The 20,412-nt window shown below is 55.4% G+C and carries 13 protein-coding genes, 6 pseudogenes and 1 other annotated feature; of the genes and pseudogenes, 12 read left to right on the forward strand and 7 right to left on the reverse strand.

Features of this window, described 5'->3' with window-relative positions; genetic code table 11:
• Positions 1–60 precede the first annotated feature (60 nt).
• Complete coding sequence (locus OAN307_RS08375) at positions 61–777, forward strand: SIMPL domain-containing protein (RefSeq protein WP_015499348.1); 717 nt, start codon at positions 61–63, stop codon at positions 775–777.
• Between the two features lie 50 nt (positions 778–827).
• On the opposite strand, the gene OAN307_RS08380 is transcribed toward OAN307_RS08375, so the two are convergent.
• Both OAN307_RS08380 and OAN307_RS08385 read right to left on the reverse strand, forming a co-directional pair.
• Complete coding sequence (locus OAN307_RS08380; protein WP_015499349.1) at positions 828–2,120, reverse strand: O-acetylhomoserine aminocarboxypropyltransferase/cysteine synthase family protein; 1,293 nt, start codon at positions 2,118–2,120, stop codon at positions 828–830.
• A gap of 628 nt (positions 2,121–2,748) precedes the next feature.
• Positions 2,749–3,789, reverse strand: coding sequence for a hypothetical protein (locus tag OAN307_RS08385; protein ID WP_015499350.1), 1,041 nt, complete (start codon positions 3,787–3,789; stop codon positions 2,749–2,751).
• A gap of 99 nt (positions 3,790–3,888) precedes the next feature.
• Between OAN307_RS08385 and OAN307_RS08390 the strand changes: the two genes are divergently transcribed.
• The 4 genes and pseudogenes from OAN307_RS08390 to OAN307_RS08400 all read left to right on the forward strand — a co-directional run.
• On the forward strand, positions 3,889–4,437 hold the full coding sequence (locus tag OAN307_RS08390; RefSeq protein WP_015499351.1) for a hypothetical protein: 549 nt from the start codon (positions 3,889–3,891) through the stop codon (positions 4,435–4,437).
• 173 nt (positions 4,438–4,610) lie between these two features.
• A complete protein-coding gene (locus tag OAN307_RS08395) occupies positions 4,611–4,829 on the forward strand; it encodes a hypothetical protein (RefSeq protein ID WP_144055536.1) in 219 nt (72 codons plus the stop codon).
• 195 nt (positions 4,830–5,024) lie between these two features.
• Positions 5,025–5,159 (forward strand): Hint domain-containing protein, encoded by a 135-nt coding sequence (locus OAN307_RS26080; protein WP_275450642.1) that lies wholly within the window; start codon positions 5,025–5,027, stop codon positions 5,157–5,159.
• A gap of 95 nt (positions 5,160–5,254) precedes the next feature.
• A pseudogene (locus OAN307_RS08400) lies at positions 5,255–5,590 on the forward strand (DDE-type integrase/transposase/recombinase); the annotation flags it as partial.
• A 338-nt stretch (positions 5,591–5,928) separates the two neighbouring features.
• Here the strand turns inward: OAN307_RS08400 and OAN307_RS26085 are convergent.
• A pseudogene (locus OAN307_RS26085) lies at positions 5,929–6,967 on the reverse strand (IS481 family transposase).
• Between the two features lie 552 nt (positions 6,968–7,519).
• On the opposite strand from OAN307_RS26085, the pseudogene OAN307_RS08420 reads away from it, so the two are divergent.
• A pseudogene (locus OAN307_RS08420) lies at positions 7,520–8,491 on the forward strand (IS5 family transposase).
• A gap of 62 nt (positions 8,492–8,553) precedes the next feature.
• Positions 8,554–9,039 (forward strand): annotated as a pseudogene (locus OAN307_RS26090) (IS5 family transposase); the annotation flags it as partial.
• 124 nt (positions 9,040–9,163) lie between these two features.
• Here the strand turns inward: OAN307_RS26090 and OAN307_RS08425 are convergent.
• Positions 9,164–10,451 (reverse strand): annotated as a pseudogene (locus OAN307_RS08425) (IS3 family transposase).
• Positions 10,039–10,155 (reverse strand) — a sequence feature (AL1L pseudoknot). It overlaps the preceding pseudogene by 117 nt.
• Positions 10,452–10,508: 57 nt before the next feature.
• Here OAN307_RS08425 and OAN307_RS31180 point away from each other — a divergent pair.
• Positions 10,509–10,801 (forward strand): annotated as a pseudogene (locus OAN307_RS31180) (transposase); the annotation flags it as partial.
• A 947-nt stretch (positions 10,802–11,748) separates the two neighbouring features.
• Here OAN307_RS31180 and OAN307_RS08440 read toward each other — a convergent pair.
• A complete protein-coding gene (locus OAN307_RS08440; RefSeq protein WP_015499356.1) occupies positions 11,749–12,942 on the reverse strand; it encodes an ROK family transcriptional regulator in 1,194 nt (397 codons plus the stop codon).
• A gap of 181 nt (positions 12,943–13,123) precedes the next feature.
• Here OAN307_RS08440 and OAN307_RS08445 point away from each other — a divergent pair, with 181 nt between their 5' ends.
• The 4 genes from OAN307_RS08445 (at position 13,124) to OAN307_RS08465 (ending at position 16,849) form a co-directional block, all read left to right on the forward strand.
• Complete coding sequence (locus OAN307_RS08445; RefSeq protein ID WP_015499357.1) at positions 13,124–14,143, forward strand: sugar ABC transporter substrate-binding protein; 1,020 nt, start codon at positions 13,124–13,126, stop codon at positions 14,141–14,143.
• 123 nt (positions 14,144–14,266) lie between these two features.
• Complete coding sequence (locus OAN307_RS08450; protein WP_015499358.1) at positions 14,267–15,352, forward strand: ABC transporter permease; 1,086 nt, start codon at positions 14,267–14,269, stop codon at positions 15,350–15,352.
• Positions 15,349–16,143 (forward strand): ATP-binding cassette domain-containing protein, encoded by a 795-nt coding sequence (locus tag OAN307_RS08455; RefSeq protein ID WP_015499359.1) that lies wholly within the window; start codon positions 15,349–15,351, stop codon positions 16,141–16,143. Before OAN307_RS08450 ends, OAN307_RS08455 begins: the two co-directional genes overlap by 4 nt.
• 475 nt (positions 16,144–16,618) lie before the next feature.
• Complete coding sequence (locus tag OAN307_RS08465; RefSeq protein WP_144055537.1) at positions 16,619–16,849, forward strand: hypothetical protein; 231 nt, start codon at positions 16,619–16,621, stop codon at positions 16,847–16,849.
• 3 nt (positions 16,850–16,852) lie between these two features.
• Here OAN307_RS08465 and OAN307_RS08470 read toward each other — a convergent pair whose 3' ends face one another.
• Together OAN307_RS08470 and OAN307_RS08475 are read right to left on the reverse strand one after the other, a co-directional pair.
• Positions 16,853–18,574 (reverse strand): aldehyde dehydrogenase family protein, encoded by a 1,722-nt coding sequence (locus OAN307_RS08470; protein ID WP_015499361.1) that lies wholly within the window; start codon positions 18,572–18,574, stop codon positions 16,853–16,855.
• 35 nt (positions 18,575–18,609) lie between these two features.
• Positions 18,610–20,226, reverse strand: coding sequence for a GMC family oxidoreductase (locus OAN307_RS08475; RefSeq protein WP_015499362.1), 1,617 nt, complete (start codon positions 20,224–20,226; stop codon positions 18,610–18,612).
• Positions 20,227–20,412: the final 186 nt, after the last annotated feature.

Raw genomic sequence — 20,412 nt, forward strand, 5'->3', positions numbered from 1 at the left:
CCAAGGATGGTGGGTTGGGACACGTCAGATATAATGAAACAGCAGAATAGGAGAACTTTCATGCGTCCCTTTATTGGCTTTGGCTTGTTATCAGTAACCCTTGTGCTTGCCGCGATGTCCGCGCCTGTGGCCGCGCAAGACCGCACTATCACGGTGACAGGTCGTGGAGAGATCAGTGTTGAGCCGGACATGGCAACGGTCGTCATCGGCGTGCAGGCGGAGGCTGAAGTTGCCGCGAATGCGCTGGACATTGCGAGTGCGTCTACGGCAGCGATTCTAGCGACGTTGGACGGAGAGGGCATTGCGGTCGAGGATATTCGCAGTGGCGCGATCCGGCTGAACCCGCGTTATTCGCAAAGCGCGCTGAGTTCGGGGACGCAGATCACCGGTTATCAAGCGATCAATTCTGTCGAAGTGAAGGTGACGGATTTGGTGCGTTTAGGCGGCTTGTTGGCCGCGGTTGTCGGGGACGCTGCGAACCGATTGGACGGTGTGCAATTTGGCCTGATTGATCCGGCGGTGGCAACGGACGAGGCGCGAAAGCGTGCGGTGGCCGAAGGCGCGCGGCTGGCGCAGCTTTATGGGGACGCGGCGGGCGTTTCGTTGGGTGAATTGATGATGCTGACTGAGGGTGGCAGCGGCGGTTATCGCATGGTTGAAGTGTCGCCCGTCGTTGCGATGGACATGTCTTCTTCGCCGCAATATGACGTGCCGTTTGCGGCTGGAAAAATCGAAATGAACGCTTCAATCACGCTGGTTTACGCGATCGCTGAGTAGACTAAGAAATGGGGCGCCGCGATGCGCGACGCCCCGTTGTTCGAAATTATTTACGCGGTGGCTTTCGCAAGTGCCTGATCGAGATCAGCAATCAAATCCGCCGCATCCTCAAGCCCGATGGACACACGCACAACGCCCGGGCCGGACCCTGCGGCCTTTTGTTGGTCCGCCGACAGTTGGCGGTGGGTGGTTGATGCGGGGTGAATGATCAATGAGCGGGTGTCGCCAAGGTTGGCCACGTGGCTGAAGATTTCCAGCGCATCGACCAGCTTCATGCAGGCGTCATAACCGCCCTTGACTGCAAAGGTGAACAGGGCCGACGCACCGCGTGGGCAGACATCTTTGATGCGGTGGAAGTACGGCGAGGATTCCAGACCCGCGTAGGTCACGTAGTCGACGCGGTCGTCCGCCTCCAACCAGTTGGCCAGCTTGGTCGCGTTTTCAACGTGGCGGTCCATACGCAGCGACAGCGTTTCAACGCCCATCAACGTGTAGTGCGCCGCTTGCGGATTCATTGTCATGCCAAGGTCGCGCAGACCGATAGCGATGCCGTGGAATGTATAGGCGAGGGGGCCGAATGTTTCTGCGAACTTGAGGCCGTGGTAGGCAGGTTCTGGCTGGGACAAGCTTGGGAATTTGTCAGAAGCAGTCCAATCAAACTTGCCGCTGTCCACGACGCAACCGCCCGTCACAGTGCCGTTGCCCGTAAGGTATTTGGTTGTGGAATGAACAACTAGCGTCGCGCCATGTTCGATTGGGCGGCACAAGTAAGGCGTCGCTGTGGTGTTGTCGATGATCAGCGGAATACCAGCGGCGTCAGCGATATCAGCAACTGCGCGCACGTCCATGATATGGCCGCCAGGGTTGGCAATCGCTTCGCCAAAGATCGCACGTGTGTTGTCGTCAATTGCGGCTTTAATGGCCTCGCTATCGTCGATGTCAACGAACTTTGCGTCCCAACCAAACCGCTTGATGGTCTGGCTGAATTGCGTGACCGAACCACCGTACAAACGCGTAGACACGACGACGTTCATGCCCGGGCTCATGATTGGAAACAGCGCCATGATTTGGGCCGCATGACCGGACGAACAACAAACGGCACCCGCGCCGCCTTCAAGCGTGGCGATGCGTTCTTGCAGCACGGCGACGGTCGGGTTGGTCAGGCGCGAATAGATGTAGCCAACTTCTTGCAAGTTAAACAACGCAGCTGCGTGATCCGCATCGCGGAATACATAGGCGGTCGTTTGGTAAATCGGTGTGTTGCGCGCTCCTGTGGCGGGGTCAGGCCGTGCGCCTGCGTGAATCTGCAGGGTGTCAAAGCCGTAAGATGGGGTGTTTGTCATGAGGTGTCTCCAAGGGTAAAGTTGGCGTGACTCTAGGGTCAAACGCCCTGGACCTCAATGTGGCCTTGGTTGCATCGCGGATCCATTCCGAAATAAGAACAGGGTTCATGGGGATATCGTTTTGACGGGGCGCATGTTCAGGGACTTTGTGTTGCGGCAAACCGACGTTCCCTGTCCGCAAATCTGCGCCGATGAAAAAGGAGCGCGACCGTACATTCTAGGGTCAGGGTACGGCAGTGCGATGGTCACCTCTTAGAGTATCGTTGGGATTTGGCCTTCGCCTCTGGGGGGTATTTGAAAAACAAAGACGGTAAGTAAAACTTAACCTGAATCACCGAGGATGCAGGCGCGGTACAGGCGGGGACGCCGTTGGCCGTAAACGAAGACGAGGAAGACTTTTTGAGCCGGTGTGTGCCTGTGGTACGCGCTGGATATTCGCTGTCTTGTTTGTCTTTGTTTAGAAAATATCCTCTGGGGGGCTCGAAGAGCGGGGGCAGACAGCCCCCTGGGTGATCTTAAGCAATCGGCGGCATTTTTTGGCTATGAATGCGCTAAAAATGGCTGCGGATTTTTGCATAAAAACCCGCTTGCCGCAGGCGCGGATCTTCAGGTTGTCCAGCCCTTGGTATCAGCGCATCCAGAAGCCTTCTTTCTTGATCCGGTTGCGGATCTGGCGTTCGCGTGGCGGCATGTCGTTTTGATCAAACAGCGCCCGCACTTTCTCGCCGCGCCCCTGGTAGATCATCCGTTTGAACGGGTCATATTGCTTGAGCCATTTTTTGACCTTGTTAGGGGCCGTGACCGCGTCCAGCGCCGCAACAACTGCGTCGTTTTCGCGTGCGTATAGCAGTGGCAACATGCGGTAGTGGCAGGTCAAATCACCGTCCAACCCCGCGAGGTCACTGCCGGGGCGCCCGCCGCCAAAGCTGTGGATCACCAGCGGCAATGTCACTTGGTCGAGCCACGGGTCCAGCGATTGCAGCACCAATTCTTCGGGGCGGTTGTCGCGCACATCCAGCGCCCAGTCTTTCCAGCGCGCCCCGAACGTCGGCGCGTCATGGCCGGTGATCCAGCCCGCGTTAAAATACAGATAACGTTGCCAATATTCATCCGGCTGATCGGTATCCAGCGTACCTTCAAAGTCCAGCCCGTAGCGATCATAAAGGGATTTCCATATGGCACCATAGCCTGGCCAATATAGTTCTTCTTCTGGCCACGTCCCCGTGCGTCGCATGGATGCGCTTGGTTGGGTGAAATCGGTGGTCAGCGTGGCAATATCCCCGACAATTAGGGTATCGGTGTCCAGAAATAAGAAATTCCGACCAGAAGGCATGGCGCAAAGCGCTTCGATTTTATTGCCATAGGGGTAGGTTGCGCCGAAGACCTCGTTGACAAAGGGCAAGATTACCGCGCCGGCGTCTTCCAGCGCACCTTTGATGTCGCCGGGCATTGTTGGATCCTTTGACCACAGCGGTCCGGCCTGTGGTTCAGCGACGTAAAGGGTACCTGCAAAGGTTGGCGCGTTGGCCTTTAGGGAGGCCGCCAGCAACAGGGCCTCATATTGCAGCCGCCCCCCTTGGCCAACGACCATGATATCAAAATCGGACGACGGGGGTGACGACGGGGTCGATCTGGCCGTTTGCTCGCGCGAGGTGGTCTTTTTCGCCATTTTATTGCCTGCTTACTCAATGTGGCCACTATAGGGGCGCTGCGGGCGCCAAGGGAAGGCCCGTTTGCTGGATATGGTTTGCTGCATAAGGAGAGAGCGATGATTGATTTATTCTTACCACTCATTATTGGCATTGGTATTGGGATCGAACCGACCTGGCGCGGCGGACCTATAGACGACGTGGCGATGGTCGAACTGCAGGACACGCCGGCGGTTCTCGCCCCACTTGATCTTGGGTCGGGTGATGATCTGAGTGCTGCACGCGAACCAGAACCGCAAATCCCGACCGGCAAATACACCACCGCGATGGAAGTTCGCCCGATCCTTGGGATGACCAAGAACAGCTGGATCGGCGTGCGCGAATTTGACGGTCAAGACTTTTTGTATTTTTCACATTTGATGGCGTGGCGTTGTGGGCTTTGGGACATCCGCTATGGCATCAACGGCGAGCCTGCGACCAACGTAATGCCGATGGAGCCGTGCAACGAGGAATTCGCTCAGCCTAATGTTATGATCGATATGGATAACTATCTGCCATTTGTGGTGTTTCCGCTGGGGTCGATAGAAAGCGTCTACGTCGAGATTGTGTTTGACGACGGTGGGACGGATTTCGGGCAGTTTGAGCGGGCTGAAGTGCGGATTCCTTAAAGCGCTGATGCTGCGTTTGTGAACGCTTTTCTGATTGATGCAACGTTTTTTTGATTTATTATCAATAGCAAAGAAGTCGTGGCGAAGGGTATGCCTATGACGGTGGATTTCGGTATCACCGCTCAATTTAAATCAATCTTTGCCCGCCGTTTGGCGCGAAAAATCCAAAACTTGTGTTTTTTGGCGCGATGTACTTAGGCGAAGCTCAAAGCTTTTGGAAAGGCCTGCTCATAACACTTTTTAATTTTGATGAGGGTGTTCAAACTTTTTCGACTGGCGATATCATTGCCTACACCGAGCAAACGTTGACCTTTTCAATTAGTGTCAATCATACTGGCTATGGAGAAGTCGGGGGGCTTGCTCAGAGTTCTTCTGCTCTGGGGATAGCTTAACACTGTACCCGAGCGGGACTTGATTTACCAAATTCACCGGCAATGTCACCTTGAACGTCAATGGTGAAATTGGCAGCTAGTTTGCGAACGGCATTGCCCTAAATTGCTGGCGCAAATGTGCTGTCAGGAATGGGCGGGGCGACTGTCTTTCCTTTATTAGCGGTGGAGCCCTAGACATCGGCTCAATGGCAGCCAGTGAACTGTTTCTGCGCCGACACAATGATCGCGACGCCAGACGGCAAACGCGCCATTGAGACGCTGCAACACGGCGTCGAAACCTTGACAGCATACGGTGCGACCCCACTCGCAAACTGCCGTTCATCGGCATGAATCATATTGAGGCAGATGCATTTCTCCTGATCGGACAGGATGCGTTTTCAAACATGAAGAGCGCGGGAAGTTACTTCTGCGACGGCGACGTTCTCTATGGCTGTCTTAGGCAATACCTGAACAAGGTGCATATGCTCGTGACGGACAAACTGCGTTCCTATGGCGCGGCGCGGAAGATCATCGGGAATGCTAACAAACTGGAAACTGGCCGCTGGCTCAACAATCGGGTGGAGAACTCACACCAGCCATTTCGAAAGCGGGAACGGACCATGCTGCGCTTTAGGCGCATGCGAAGTCTGCAGAAGTTCGTTTCTGTCGAGGCCTCGGTTCACAACCCCTTCAACCAGGAGCGCCACCTCTCTTCACGCGACAACTTCAAGCTCAGCCGTGATGCGACTCTTTCCGAGTGGCGCCAGCTTTGTTCGGCATAGGTTCCGACGTTTGGCAGTCAACTGAGGGGGGGGAGGATTTGTCTGACAGCACCTTGGGGATGTCTTGAAGTAGCGAAAGGTGCTGTATTTTGTCATCCTCAAACGCTACGAGACCGCCCCGTCCGGCTCAAGCAGGTTTCTTCTGACAGTACCGTTCCGGAGCTCTTGTAAATAAAAGAGTTTCGGAATTGGTTGGTTGAGACTGGACTGCGCAAGTAGGAGTCGTGTGCGGACACGCCGGTCGGCCTCTGTCTGCGGCTCAGGTAAAAAACCGACCTATCTCAACAGGTTCTGCGGCAGAAGTCGCAATGGGCCTTTGTTGTAGGCCGCAACCGACCCTAGGTGTTCGGTCCCGGCATCTGTTGGATCGGATTAACGATGAATCTTTCTGGTTCTGAAGTCCCTATCTTGCAGATGTATTCGTACGGCGTCAGGCCGTTGAGCGTCTTCAGCCTTCGAGCGAAATTGTAGGCCGCTATGAAGTCTGCGAGATGGGTGTGCAGCTGATCATTCTTGTCGTAGTGATGCCGCCTGACTGTTGCGTCCTTGATCGTGCGGTTCATCCGCTCAACCTGGCCATTGGTCCATGGATGGTTGGGCTTGGTCAGCCGGTGCTCAATCCTGTTGGCATCGCAGATCATGTCGAACCGCATAGGCCGTGAATATGGTGTGTTCCGGTTACGTGGTTGCTCACAAAATTGAATGCCCTTGTCCGTCAGAATTGTGTGGATCTTGTATGGCACCGCTTTCAGCACAGCCTCCAGGAACTCCCAGGCCGTCTTGCGATTTGCTTTTTCTACAAGCCGTGCCACGGCAAACTTGCTGGTTCGGTCCCTCTCGTGACATCGCTTTGCGATTCACTGCCGGGCAATGAATGGCAACAAAGAGATAAAGTTTTCCTTCGTTGGTGCGCAACTCTGCAATGTCGATATGAAAATATCCGATCGGATAGCGTTTGAACTTTTGTCGTTTCGGCTTGTCACCCTCCATATCTGGCAGTCGGGATATCCCATGCCGTTGCAAACAACGATGCAGGGAAGATCGCGTCCCCCTCTCATTGCTTGCTCCGCAAGCAACTGCCGGGCAATGGATGTGGGATAGTTGGCTGCAAGGCATAAAGACAATCATCCAGCGGTAGGAGCGTATGACGTCGAAAAGAGACGATCATCGCCTCTTCCCCGCGCTGAGAACGGTCGAACTGGGGTCCGTGGGGCCAGTCTTGCGGTCTTCTACAGTTTTGCGCTTGCGCCATTTGGAGACCGTTTTGACATTTATACCAAGTTCTCGACTCAAAGCTGCGGTCGTAGCTTGCGATCGCTGTATTGTTGCTCTGATGGCGTGCGTAGTCGTGGCGCAGCCATGACGTATTTGTCCCACATAATGCTTCCTTCCATTCCAAAGAATAGATCGCGCCATCAAACCATGGGATCAAAAACCTAGGGGAGGCTTTTGCTCGCCGGGTTGCACCGCACCCGCAAGTACTTTTGCGCCTAGCCGCTGGCATCGAGGGGGGCGTGTAGGGGTTCGTTCGGCCTGCGGGCCTCAGCAGGAATGGTCCCACTTCGGTCAGTCGGTGATGTAACTAAGTTATCATTCTGATGGCCTTCCGTATTTGCCTCGGCGAGGTCTTGATGGAACTGTTGCGTTAATTTTGGCTGAGCGAGTGCGATTGTTTTCATACTCCGGAGGCAAAAAGATTCCTGACACTGACGGTTTTCCCGTCAACGCCCGCCTGTCTACTCGCCTGGATGACAGCTTGTATCATCGGCGTCGTCGCGACTTGGCTAGGGAGACGAATAAGCATCAGAGCCTCCCGTTTGGATTTTTCTTAAAATGAATAATTTTCATAAGCAGCGCAGAATGGCTTTGTTGCACAAATAGTCTCGTATCAGGGATTCATGTTGTAAATCCAGCATGGTAGCTGGCGTCATGAGTAAACCTATCGCCCCGATTTACCGCACGAGGAACTGGCCTGAGTATAACAAGGCCCTGAAGCGACGCGGGTCACTGACCATTTGGTTTAACCCAGAGGTCACTTGGAAAGCTGCGCCTACCGTTGCCCGGCAGTGGTTTGTTTGCAAACCATGAGAGGGGGGCAAACGGGGCCGCCAGCCACGCTATAGCGACGCGGCGATCCAAGCCTGTCTCACGTTGAAAGTGCTGTTCGGAATGCCTTTGAGGCAGGCGACGGGCTTTGTGGAAAGCCTGTTGAAATTGATCGACCTTGACTGGGAGGTCCCAGACTTCAGCACGTTATGTCGGCGTCAGAAAAGGCTATCGGTTACCATCCCGTATCAGGGCTCAAAGGGCCCGCTAAACCTCCTTATCGACAGTACCGGCATCAAAGTTGAGGGCGAAGGTGAGTGGAACGCTCGCAAGCATGGCGGGCCGAAACGTCGGGTGTGGCGCAAGATACATATAGGGATTGATGAAGAAACGTTGGAGATACGCGCGGTCGAAGTGACGAGTAGCAGCATTGGAGACCCACCCATGTTGCCCAACCTTCTCGGTCAGATCACACCAGATCAGAAGATTGGCAGTGTCACAGCAGATGGGGCATATGACACCCGCAAATGCCATGATGCGATTGCGGCCCGCAATGCCCGTGCTGTCATCCCGCCACGCAAGAATGCCAAGCTATGGAAGCCGGATACGCTGGGGGCCAGAGCCCGAAACGAAGCGGTACAGTCCTCAAAGGATCTCGGCCGCGCTCAATGGCGTCGCTTGAGCGGATACCACCGCAGGAGTCGTGTTGAGACAAAGATGCATTGTTTGAAACTACTCGGGCAGCGCCTGGCCGCACGAGACTTTGACCGGCAAGTTGCGGAAGTCCAAATCCGTGCCGCGATACTCAACGGCTTCACCGCCCTTGGCATCCCAAACACCGTTACTGTAGGCTGAATCCGTCAGGGGTCAGGGGAAGCACGCCATAAGGGCGATTTGTGCAACAAAGCCCCGAGAGGGGGCTAACCAAGGGCAGTATGAACACAAAGCTACATGCAGTTACAGATACTAGTGGACGTCCCGTCCGCTTCTTTATCACGGCGGGTCAAGTCAGCGATTATACCGGCGCAGCTGCCTTGATGAACGGCCTACCAGAGGCGGATTGGTTGCTTGCCCCTCTCATCGAAACTGCGTTTCGACTGCCGGGCAGTGGACAGGGGATATGACGCTGACTGGTTCCGAGAAGGCCTGATCGACAAGGGAACTCGCCCCTGTATTCCTGGGCGCAAATCACGCAAGACGACCATCAAATACCCCTTTCGTGACATTGCTTTGCAATGCACTGCCGGGCAATGGATAAGAGACGCGACAAACGACGCAACCACATCGAGCGCATGTTCGGCAGGATCAAAGACTGGAGACGCGTCGCAACACGCTACGACAGAAGCCCAACAGTCTTCCTCTCCGCCATTATGCTCGCCGCAACCGTTATATTTTGGTTATGAGTCCTGAGCCTATTTTAGCAACGGGGGCGTTTTCGATGTTGGGGCCAAAGTAAGAGGCGCAGGGCGCGTTGTTTTATGCTTTCTGAACCGCCCCGGCTTTACCGGAGGGTGATTTATTCAATGACTAGGCGAGCATATCGAGTTTGTTCAGGTTTGCATAGAACGCCTCCTCTGCTTCTGCGGGTGTGATGTATCCGATGGGGCCGAGCAGGCGGCGGTTGTTATACCAATCGACCCATTTCAGCGTTTCCCACTCAACCTCACGCATCGATTTCCATGGACCGATTTGGTTGATGACTTCGGTTTTGAAGAGGCCGATGACGCACTCGGCCAGCGCATTGTCGTAGGCATCACCGACGGTTCCGACCGAGAGATCGATTTCGGCCTCGGCCAGGCGCTCGGTATACTTGATCGACAGGTATTGTGATCCGCGGTCCGAGTGGTGGACCAAAGCCTTGTTATCTGGTGTTTTTCTTTGCCAGATTGCTTGCTCCAACGCGTCGAGCACGAATTGGGTCTTCATTGATGTCGATGTGCGCCAGCCTACGATCCGCCTTGCAAAGACATCAATCACGAACGCGACGTAGACTGTCCCTGACCATGTGGGCACGTAAGTGAAGTCTGAAACCCACAGCTTGTTTGGCCGATCCGCCTTGAACAGGCGGTTCACCTTGTCGTCCATTGCCTGGCAGGCGATTTGCAAAGCAAATCTGCCGAGAGGGGGGGGCATGGCAAAGACGTGTCCGGGTTCGTGGTAATGACCTTCTTGCCACGAACGACGCCTTTGATGCCCAAGGCGCGCATCAACCGCTCCACAGTGCAGCGGGCAACATCCTCACCCTCCCGTCGCAGAACATGCCAAATCTTTCGGGCCCCGTAGAGTTTGCAGTTGTCCGCCCAGGCCCCGTCGATCTTGACGCTCAGAGCGGCATCAGACTTGGCACGAGCTGACGCCCGCTCAGGATCACGCGCGATGGCGCGCCGGTCATAATAAGTGGAAGGGGCAAACTGCAGCGCCCTGCAGATTGGCTCGACCCCAAGTGTCTCTCGGCTTTCCGCAATGAAATCCATCATTTGCGAAACGGGCGGTCGAGCTCCGCCTGTGCAAAATACGCCGACGCCTTACGCAAAATCTCATTGGCTTGACGCAGTTCGCGGTTCTCACGCTCAAGTTCCTTGATCCGCGCCTTCTCAGCGCTGGTAGGCTCTGGCCGTTCGCCGCCATCGCGCTGGACCTGACGGGCCCAAACGCGAAGGCTGTCCGGTGAACAACCCAATTTACCCGCGATCGCCGTCAGCGCCGCAGCTTCGCTCTGATATTCATCGCGGTGTTCCATAAGCAGCCGAACCGCACGCTCGCGGAACTCAGGTGAATACGGCTTCGAGGTCTTCTTCTTTTGTGTCTGTTCCATAACGGGCAATTCTCCGAGAGTTTTGCCCTCCGGTAAAGCCGGGCCGGTTCATTCTCGATAGATAATCACGTTCCTCGGGATCATCTGCTGCGATCCATTGAGCGGTTTGTCGACCTGTCTGGCATCCGTCAATATTTCGCCGTTTGTTACAGCCATACTGGTCGCTGTCCTTTGATCCAGAACTGCTGATCCGAATGCTGCTGGTTGGCTGCTGCCTCGGCATTCGGTCCGAACATCGCCTCTGCGAAGAGGTGCATCTGAACCTTGCTTACCGCTGGTTCTGCGGACTGGATCTGAGCGACAATGTGCCCAACCACTCAACCTTTTCCAAAAGCCGCCCCTCTCATGGCGCAAGCGCAAACGACTGCCGGGCAATGGATGTTGAGGCCACGCGGTCGATCCGTCAGGCCGAAGTCGGGTCCGTGCGCACGATGCAGGGATGGTTAGTGGATCGTGGCATCGCGCCGCACATCCCGGTCATTCACTGCCTAGGATGTGCAGGTTCACATGCACGAGAGGGGATAAGGCTGGCCGCACCGATGGCACCCTGAGCCGCGCTAATTTTGAGTGGGACCCGTAGGGCGACAAGTACATCTGCCCAGAAAGTCAGTCGCTCAAGCAGTTCCGCCGCAACTATTCCGATCCCAGTCGAGGCCCAACCACGACGGGCAGGACAAAATATCGTGGGCCTAAACTGATCTGTCAGGCCTGCCCATCCAAAGCCAAATGCTGCCCGAATACCGATGTTCGCAAGATCACCCGCGACGAACACGAAGACGCACGTCAAGTTGCCCGCGACACCGACTGCCCAGCGGTGCATGTTTACATGCATGAGAGGGGCCAAAATCAAACAATATGCCGTTTCAATGCGACTGCGAAAGAAGGTCGAAATGCTCTTCGTAAACCTCAAACGCATTCTTGGGTGGGGACGGCAGGTTGAGATAGCGAGGACCATGCGGCGCAAATGACGAATTCCTCCTCGCCACAACCGCCCAAAACCTCCGCAAACTAGCCAAGAAATTCCCTGCACCGCAGCAAGTGCAAAAAGCGTGAAAAGAAAAGCGCTCACGCCCTGTTCGACGCCCAACTTTCTGCACCAGCAACACCGTATTTTTCCACAGAAGCAGCCCAGAGCGACGCGTTAAGAAAACTGTATTAAGGGCGGCAAGAGATCCGCAGTAAGGGTGTTTTTTTGTATCAAGGAGTGCAAGAGACCTGCACAATGTCGGTGAAAATAATGCACTGATTTTGGTACAGCTTCTTCAGTCAATGGAGCAATTCGCAGCGATGAGTTTCCTCAGGTCGTATCTAATTTGGCGTTTAGCATGAATTGTGAACCGATGGGGCGGGCCGCAGCGCCAATTGCGCGGGCCTTGCCGCCGATGCTGCCGGCCTCAATGCGCGGTTGTATCAAGCCGCGTGTGTCTTGCGTCACCACGTAGCGACGCACGCGGTTGACGAGGTCGATCCGAACGCTGGCGGGGAATGCGCCGTCTATCAGGATCGCCTCGAAGTCGATAACCGAACATGTCGACAGGGCGGCCTTCGCCAATTCCTGCGCCGTCTGGCCAAGCCATGGATCGACATATCGCGACAGTGAATGCCAGCTCTCGGGATCAGTCCACAACTGGTGGGGGTCTAGATCGACCTCGCGTAGACGCAATTCGAGTTGGTGGATCGATGCCATATCGACCAACTGCATGCTTTCGCCGTTCGGACCGATACTGCGCAAAGATCCAAGAGCGCCCGCGTTGCCTTGGCGCCCCTCAAAGACGGAATTGTTCAGCACGACGCCACCGCCGATGTACGCCCCGATGAAGAAATAGGCGTAATCGCGAAATTCGCGGCCGCGTCCGTATGTGTGTTCTGCTTGGCAGGCGGCTGTGGCATCGTTCATCAGGGACACCGCAAGTCCTGTTCGATCTTGCACGACTAATTTGATGTCTATGTCGACCCACGGCATGAACGCCTCGGTCAGGGTAGGGGGTGCATCAGGTCGGTTCCACATCTCGAACGGGGCGGCGATGCCAATGCCGCAAATCCGCGCACGCTGTTGCGTCGTCATGTCGAGTGTAATGCTCTGAACCGCATCGTCCAAAAAACTAAAAATATCGTCAGGGATAGGGCTGGCGTAGGTCAGTTGTCGTTCTTGGCGTGGTTCGCCATTGAAATCCGTCAAAACCAAACCCGCCGATCTGCGCCCGATTTTAAGACCGAATGAAAATGCCCCGTCTGACGCCAACCGCATGGGAATTGACGGTTTGCCAACTTTGCCGCGCACAGGGTCGCCACGCTCAAGCAGGCCCTCGGCCTCAAGTCGGCGTAAAATTCCTGACACGGTGGGCGGGGACAATGCGGCAAGCCGCGACAGATCGCTTCCGGGCATCGGGCCATTGCGTTGCAACAACGACAACAGCAGGCGTTCGTTGTGATCACGAACACCTTTCTGGCTAAGTCCAGTACTGATTGATCTGACTAACCCATCATCCATGCGCGCAACCTAATCGCCTCCTATACGAGAAGATATAGCGCATTCCCATTAATAAAGAAAGTTAACTAATTAATTGACAGGAGCCGCCGAATCGCGCTTCTTGGGCGCAAGCGACGAGTGAGGACTAGTCGTCAAACGTGCAGGGTAGGGCCCCCGCCACAGATTGTTCTGGGAGGACATTATGAAGAAACTGCTTATAGGTACTGCGCTTGCAGCTATCACAACCGCCGGTTCCGTGATGGCTGACGGTCATGCCGTCTCCGCGTGCTTGATCACCAAAACGGACACGAATCCGTTTTTCGTCAAAATGCGCGAAGGCGCGGAAGCCGCCGCAGCTGAGGCTGGCATCACACTTCGTTCTTACGCAGGACAGGTTGACGGCGACCACGAAACACAGGTTGCCGCGATCGAAACATGTATCCTGGATGGTGCATCCGGTATTTTGCTGACCGCGTCCGACACATCGTCGATTGTGGGCGCTGTGACACAAGCCCGCGACGCTGGTCTTCTGGTTATCGCGCTGGACACACCGCTTGATCCAATCGACGCGGCAGACGCCACATTCGCAACTGACAATTTTCTTGCCGGTGAATTGATCGGCCAATGGGCTGCGGCGCAGCTTGGCGATGATGCGGCAAACGCGCGTATCGCGTTGCTCGACCTTGCCGTATCCCAACCAACGGTTGGCGTCTTGCGCGACCAAGGGTTCTTGCAGGGCTTCGGCATCGACCTCGCTGATCCAAATGTGAACGGTGACGAAGATGATCCGCGCATCGTTGGCAACGACGTGACTGCCGGCAACGAAGAAGGTGGCCGCAAGGCAATGGAAAACCTTCTCGCGGTCGATCCATCCACCAATGTGGTCTACACCATTAACGAACCTGCAGCGGCTGGCGCATACGAAGCGTTAAAATCTATCGGTCGTGAAAATGACGTTCTGATTGTTTCTGTCGATGGTGGTTGCCCCGGTGTTCAAAACATCGCTGACGGTGTGATTGGTGCGACAGCCCAGCAGTATCCGTTGCAGATGGCGGCCCTTGGCATCCAAGCGATTGCGTCTTTCGCTGCTGACGGCACATTGCCCGAGAACACGGAAGGCAAAGATTTCTTTGACACAGGCGTGGCCTTGGTCACAGACCAACCAGCCGATGGAGTTGAGAGTATTTCAGTCGCTGAAGGCATGGCACTTTGCTGGGGCTAAGGTCCCGCAAATGAGCTATGAGATAACGGGGCGGGTTTTTTCCGCCCCGTTTTTTAATGCAGTTTCCTGAAATTGGGATACGCTTTCCCAAACCGCAATTCACTTATCAACAGGGGTAGTGACATGTCTGGCAATTCAGATGATTATGAAGCCGCGCAAAAATCACCCGCGTCCGAAACGGTTGCCGCGTTTTCTGAACGCAAAGGTGCGCTGGCGCGGCTCCAACATGCGCTTCATGTGAACCCCGCCCTGATACCGCTATTTGTATTGGTGACGTCGATCGTGTTGTTCGGATTGCTGCTGGGGACCAAATTCTTCTCGCCCTTTGCGCTGACGTTGATCCTGCAACAGGTGCAGATTGTCGGCATTGTGGCAGCGGCCCAAAGCCTTGTGATCCTGACCGCGGGCATCGACCTGAGCGTTGGGGCCATCGCCGTGTTGTCCAGCGTCGTCATGGGGCAATTTACATTCCGCTACGGGTTGCCTGTTGAAGTCGCCGTTACTGCGGGCCTGATCTTTGGCACGCTGATCGGGTCGATGAACGGCTGGCTGATCGCGGTCATGAAACTGCCGCCGTTTATCGTGACGCTGGGGATGTGGCAGATCGTTCTGGCGGCAAATTTCCTGTATTCAAAGAACGCGACTATCCGCAGCCAAGATATTGAACAGCAGGCACCTTTGCTTCAGTTCCTTGGTACGACGTTCAAAATAGGTGCTGACGTAGACGGGCGCGGCGGGGCCACGTTCACCTTCGGTGTCATCGCCATGGTGCTGATTTTCGCAGTGTTGTCTTATATTCTGAGCCAGACTGCATGGGGCCGCCATATCTACGCCGTGGGCGATGACCCTGAAGCCGCGCAGCTATCCGGCGTCAACGTCAAACGTACGCTTATTTCTGTCTACGCCGTCACAGGTTTCATCTGTGCCATCGCAGGATGGGCTTTGATTGGGCGGATTGGGTCCGTCAGCCCGACGTCGGGGCAATTGTTAAATATCGAAAGCATCACGGCTGTGGTGATCGGTGGCATTTCGTTGTTCGGCGGGCGCGGATCGATCATGGGGCCGCTGTTTGGTGCCCTTATCGTTGGTGTGTTCACCCTTGGTCTGCGCCTTGCGGGGGCGGACGCACAGTGGACGTTCCTGCTGATCGGCGCGCTCATCATTGGCGCTGTCGCAGTGGATCAATGGATCAGAAAGGTTTCGGCATGACCCTTATGGAAAATATCGCGAACGGGTCGATTGAACCCATCCTAAAAGGCCGCGGGCTGGTCAAACGTTATGGACGTGTCACCGCCCTCGATCAATGCGATTTTGATCTGTACCCCGGTGAGATTTTGGCGGTGATCGGGGATAACGGCGCGGGTAAATCATCACTGATCAAGGCCGTGTCAGGTGCGATAGTGCCCGATGCTGGTGATGTCTTTCTTGAGGGTAAGAAGGTCAATTTTACCTCCCCCACGGATGCGCGAAAGGAGGGGATTGAGACGGTTTATCAGACCCTTGCGATGTCGCCAGCGCTTTCGATTACCGACAATATGTTCATGGGACGTGAATTGCGTAAACCTGGATTTCGCGGCAAGTTCCTGCGCCAGTTGGACCGCGCTAGAATGGAAAAAATTGCCCGTGACAAGCTAACAGAATTGGGGCTGATGACGATCCAGAACATCAACCAAGCGGTTGAAACCCTGTCAGGTGGTCAGCGCCAAGGCGTTGCCGTCGCGCGTGCCGCCGCGTTTGGATCAAAAGTGATTATTCTAGATGAACCGACAGCCGCCCTCGGCGTCAAAGAATCCCGCCGTGTTTTGGAAATGATCCTTGACGTGCGCTCACGCGGTATTCCGATCATTCTGATCAGCCACAATATGCCTCACGTGTTTGAGGTCGCAGACCGCATCCACGTCCACCGCCTTGGTAAAAGACTCTGTGTGATCGATCCTAAGGATTACACAATGTCGGACGCGGTCGCCTTCATGACGGGTGCTAAAGAGGCACCAGCGTAGCAGCTGTTCAATGTAACGGCACGTCGCACTGCGTATTGATGGTGTTTCGCGACCACGTGTTTTAAGTAGCTTGCCTGACCCCGAATGCACACCCGTTTTGGGCAGCGCACGGGCGGCAAGAAGGCCGATGAAATGGCAAGCTGGACGATAACCATCACCGCGTCAACGGGGCGCATTTTATGCAACGCTACGTGTGAGCGAAGACGGCGATGGTCCAACGGGTGAAATGGTCGGAAAGAATTGCACAGGTCTTATGCAAGACCTCAAGCTGAATGCGACTGCCATCGCTTGCAGAAGCAAGCGGAAAACCCCATCCAGCAGGGCGTATTGCGGATGTCGTCCCAAAAATAGATGGGTCATCGCTTCCTTTGCGATTGAAACGGCGAGCACGGCTGCCAAGGCGTCAATCACTGCGTCGCGCTTAGTCGCGCGATCCCGTGCTTGGATGATACCTGCCACAAAATCTTGTTTGTAGATGCGCACGCAGCAGATGATCCAGATCGCTGCGATCGTCAAAGTAGTCGCGCAAAATACTGATGGACATGTCGCTTTTGGCAGACATGCTGCGCAGACTGGCGTTGGTAAAGCCCAATTCCTGCAACCCCTTGATCACGCTGTTGGCAATTTGGCGTTTCTTTTCGTCGCATTTGGTGGATTGCGATCCGCGCAGGCTTTGAATTTGGCTGGCATTTCGTCCGTGGAATAGAACCTATCCTAACAAGGCATTCAGGAAGATGCGGGGGATTTTGAACCAGCTGGGTTTGTACTGGAATTCAGTCAGTAGGCGGCCAACCTTGTCCTGCTTTTTGTTGGTGATGAACCATGGCGGACGCGGCAACAGCGTGAACTGACCCGACAACAGCCCGCGCGGAAAGGGCCGCCATGGTGCTTGGATCACAACGCGTTCCGTGTCTTCCAGCATGAACGTATTGTGCACGGTGCCGATGCCTGATTGCACATCCTGCGGCGTATGCCCGGGGAACGCGCCCCACGGGCAGGCCGGTAACAAAAACGCCAGACCTGTCCACGCATTGATCGCAATCGTTCCATATTGCAGGTCGGCAATGATGCCTTCAAATTTTTCTTTGCCGATCTCACGGATGGTATTGGGGTGGATCAGGATATTCGCGCCGAGCGTTCCGTGCAGCGTATCATTGGCATAAGCAATGGCGCTGCGCAGATAGGTTTCCGCGTCAGGTGCATCAATTTCGCACGTGGACATCGCGGGGGCGAAGACCTCGTTTTTGGTAAACCAGTCATTGTCGCTGGTCTTATTGATGACCATTGACGGGGCTGGCCCGCGTGCGACGGATTTCGGATTTCTGGCTTTGTCTTTAAACGCATTGAGCCGATCGGTCGCGCCGGGATAATACGCCCCACGGGTGGATTTCTGTGCCTCTGCGTCGACGTTGTTGAGCAGCGTTTCGGCCTTGTCCCAGCCTTTGGGCATGATCAGCACTTGGCAAGCGACGCAGTTAAAACCGGAATTGTGCAGCTTATGGGTGGCGATGTGTTCGGCCTGAAATTTCAGATCGGCGGTTGACCACGGACCGGGCACAACGATGGTCGGGCAAACGGCGCCCAGCTCGGACGTAAATCTTCGATCGTTCTTTGGCGTGTTCGCCGTGCGGTTCTTTTCACCCATCGGGCCAGTGCCCCAGACAATCGCGTCATGGGTCGAACCGGCACCAGTGATATGCAACTCTTCGATGATCGCATGGGTCGTCAGATACGCCCCCGCAGCACCATCACCTTTGACAATGCGCAGGGCATCCAGATCAATAAGTGGCTTGAGTGCGACCTGTAGATATTCCGCCAGATAGTCGTTCACCGGATTCATCTTCAGGATCACCACCTGATTTTCCAAAAACAGCTTTTGAAACACATCCAGCGGCGCGATGGAGGCTATGTTGCCCGCACCCAAGATCAGCGCGACCTTACCTTTGCGTTGCGCTGGTGGGATATCATAGGCAAGGGCCGTGTGATCAGGCAGGTTCGCCGCGTTCACACTCTTTTGCATCCAGACTTCTGCTGTCACACCCGACAGCAACAGATGATCCCAAATCGCATGCGGCATCACCTTCACGGCAATCTGACCAGTGGTCAGCGCGCGGACCGGCAGGTGTTTCAAAAACGCGTTGCCCTCCATTTGGCTTAGCGTCAGCATCAATCCGTTGCACGCAGACATCAACGCGTAGGGGCCTGATAACCATTCTTCGCCTGACACTGGCGACCCGTCGGGGATCTGCTTTTTGCGAGCCGCAGTTTCGGCCCAGTCTGCGGCGACGTCCATCACGTTGTCTTTGACCTGCCGCAAAAGCGCGATGCGATCCGCAATGCTGGTCTGGGCCCACGTGCCTTTGGCAGCATTAAGCGCGTCCAGTGCGACGTCGTATTCTTCAAGGTGGGAAGGCATCACTGCTCCGTCCATAACAAGCTCCTTTTAGTGTTCAGCGCCCAGCGGCATTACGGCGCGTAGTCGGCCTTGATCATGTAGGCGCATTTTTCAGCGATCATTATTGTTGGTGCATTGGTGTTGCCCCCTATCAGTGTCGGCATGATCGACGCATCGACGACACGCAGCCCTTGCAGGCCATGAACCTTTAGCTGAGGATCGACGACCGCCATGTCGTCTGTGCCCATTTTGCAGGTGCCGACGGGGTGGTAAATCGTGTCGGCGCGGGCGCGGATGTGCTGTTCCCATTGTGCGTCCGTCATGTTGTCCGTGACGTCAAAAAGCTCGCGTTTGGCGTAGCTTGCCAGCGGTTCGGTTTGCAAAATCTCGCGGGATAATTTCGCGCCCTTGATCGTGGTTTCCAGATCGCGGCGATCGGACAGGAAATTCGGATCAATGCCGGGATCAGCCAAGGGATCGCCGCTTTGCAAGAACACTGTGCCACGGCTGTGTGGGCGCAACGCGCACACATGGCAGCTGTAGCCATAGCCCAGATGCAAGCGCCGCGCGTGATCATCCAAGATGGAAATAACGAAATGCAGCTGGATGTCGGGGCGATCCAGTGCCGGGTCAGTTTTCAGAAACGCCCCACCTTCTGCAAACGGCGTGGCGATCATGCCCGTGCCTGTGCGCCACCATTTGAACATCGCCGCCGTTAACCGCACCGCACCTGCAAGTCCGATCCCAAGATTATCGGTGTCGTTGGTCTTATAGGTCAGCGTGAAATCCAGATGGTCTTGCAGGTTTTGCCCGACGCCGCGCAGTTCATGCACCATATTGATACCATGCGGGGTGATATCCTGCGACCGTCCAACGCCGGACAGCTGTAACAATTGCGGCGATTGCAGCGCGCCGGTTGCAAGGATCACCTCTTTGCTGGCGCGCACTTCTTTATCCGTGCGGCCCTGACAATAGGCCACGCCGACGGCTCGCTTATCGTCAAACAGGATCTTAGTTGCGCGGGCTTTTGTGATGACCGTCAGGTTCGCGCGGTCCATCACCGGATGCAGATACCCCGTAGCGGCCGAGCAGCGCTCGCCGTTCTTGGCCCCGCCGCGAAATTGTGTCACTTGATAAAGGCCTACCCCTTCGGTGTCGCCCTTGTTGAAATCCTCGCGGTGGCGGACCTGTCTGTTGGCGGCTGCTTGCACAAAGGCATGCGTAATCGGGCGTGGGCTTTTCTGATTGGACACTTGTAGCGGACCGGACGCGCCATGAAAATCGTCGCCGCCGCGTTCATTGTTTTCGGATTTCTTGAAATACGGCAGGCAGTCGTTCCATGACCAACCGTCACACCCAAGGGCGGCCCAGTCGTCGTAATCTGATTTATGGCCGCGCACATACAGCATGGCGTTGATTGCAGATGACCCGCCAAGTACGCGACCGCGCGGTTGGTACCCGCGACGCCCGTTCAGGCCCGATTGTGGTACGGTTTTGAACGCCCAGTTGAACAGCTTTCCATATCCGGGCACTGCCGCGACCGCCCCGGCTGGTGCACGCAACAGAATGCTGGTGCCTTTGCCGCCCGCCTCAAGCAGGCAAACGCTGACGTTTGGGTCCTCAGACAGGCGTGTAGCCAAGGTCGATCCAGCCGACCCGCCACCCACGATCACAAAATCGAATGTCATTGCGCTGCTCCCTGAATGTTCGTCAGTCGTTGGGCAACAAACGAACAAATTTATGATACACGTGTCCAGAAAATATGTTCGGTATTATGTGGATTATGACGCAGCGTTCCTTTCGAAGCGAAACGCAAATCGTCTAATTTTCGGGAAACGGATAACGCGAGTTGACGGCGGTCAATGATTGTTTTC

The organism is Octadecabacter antarcticus 307, from assembly GCF_000155675.2.
Classification (GTDB): domain Bacteria; phylum Pseudomonadota; class Alphaproteobacteria; order Rhodobacterales; family Rhodobacteraceae; genus Octadecabacter; species Octadecabacter antarcticus.

Bases quoted from the DNA above. Each gene is read 5' to 3' on its own strand.
- OAN307_RS08375 (WP_015499348.1), top strand. From the start codon at position 61: ATGCGTCCCTTTATTGGCTTTGGCTTGTTATCAGTAACCCTTGTGCTT.
- OAN307_RS08380 (WP_015499349.1), bottom strand. From the start codon at position 2,120: ATGACAAACACCCCATCTTACGGCTTTGACACCCTGCAGATTCACGCA.
- OAN307_RS08385 (WP_015499350.1), bottom strand. From the start codon at position 3,789: ATGGCGAAAAAGACCACCTCGCGCGAGCAAACGGCCAGATCGACCCCG.
- OAN307_RS08390 (WP_015499351.1), top strand. From the start codon at position 3,889: ATGATTGATTTATTCTTACCACTCATTATTGGCATTGGTATTGGGATC.
- OAN307_RS08440 (WP_015499356.1), bottom strand. From the start codon at position 12,942: ATGGATGATGGGTTAGTCAGATCAATCAGTACTGGACTTAGCCAGAAA.
- OAN307_RS08445 (WP_015499357.1), top strand. From the start codon at position 13,124: ATGAAGAAACTGCTTATAGGTACTGCGCTTGCAGCTATCACAACCGCC.
- OAN307_RS08450 (WP_015499358.1), top strand. From the start codon at position 14,267: ATGTCTGGCAATTCAGATGATTATGAAGCCGCGCAAAAATCACCCGCG.
- OAN307_RS08455 (WP_015499359.1), top strand. From the start codon at position 15,349: ATGACCCTTATGGAAAATATCGCGAACGGGTCGATTGAACCCATCCTA.
- OAN307_RS08465 (WP_144055537.1), top strand. From the start codon at position 16,619: ATGCGCACGCAGCAGATGATCCAGATCGCTGCGATCGTCAAAGTAGTC.
- OAN307_RS08470 (WP_015499361.1), bottom strand. From the start codon at position 18,574: ATGGACGGAGCAGTGATGCCTTCCCACCTTGAAGAATACGACGTCGCA.
- OAN307_RS08475 (WP_015499362.1), bottom strand. From the start codon at position 20,226: ATGACATTCGATTTTGTGATCGTGGGTGGCGGGTCGGCTGGATCGACC.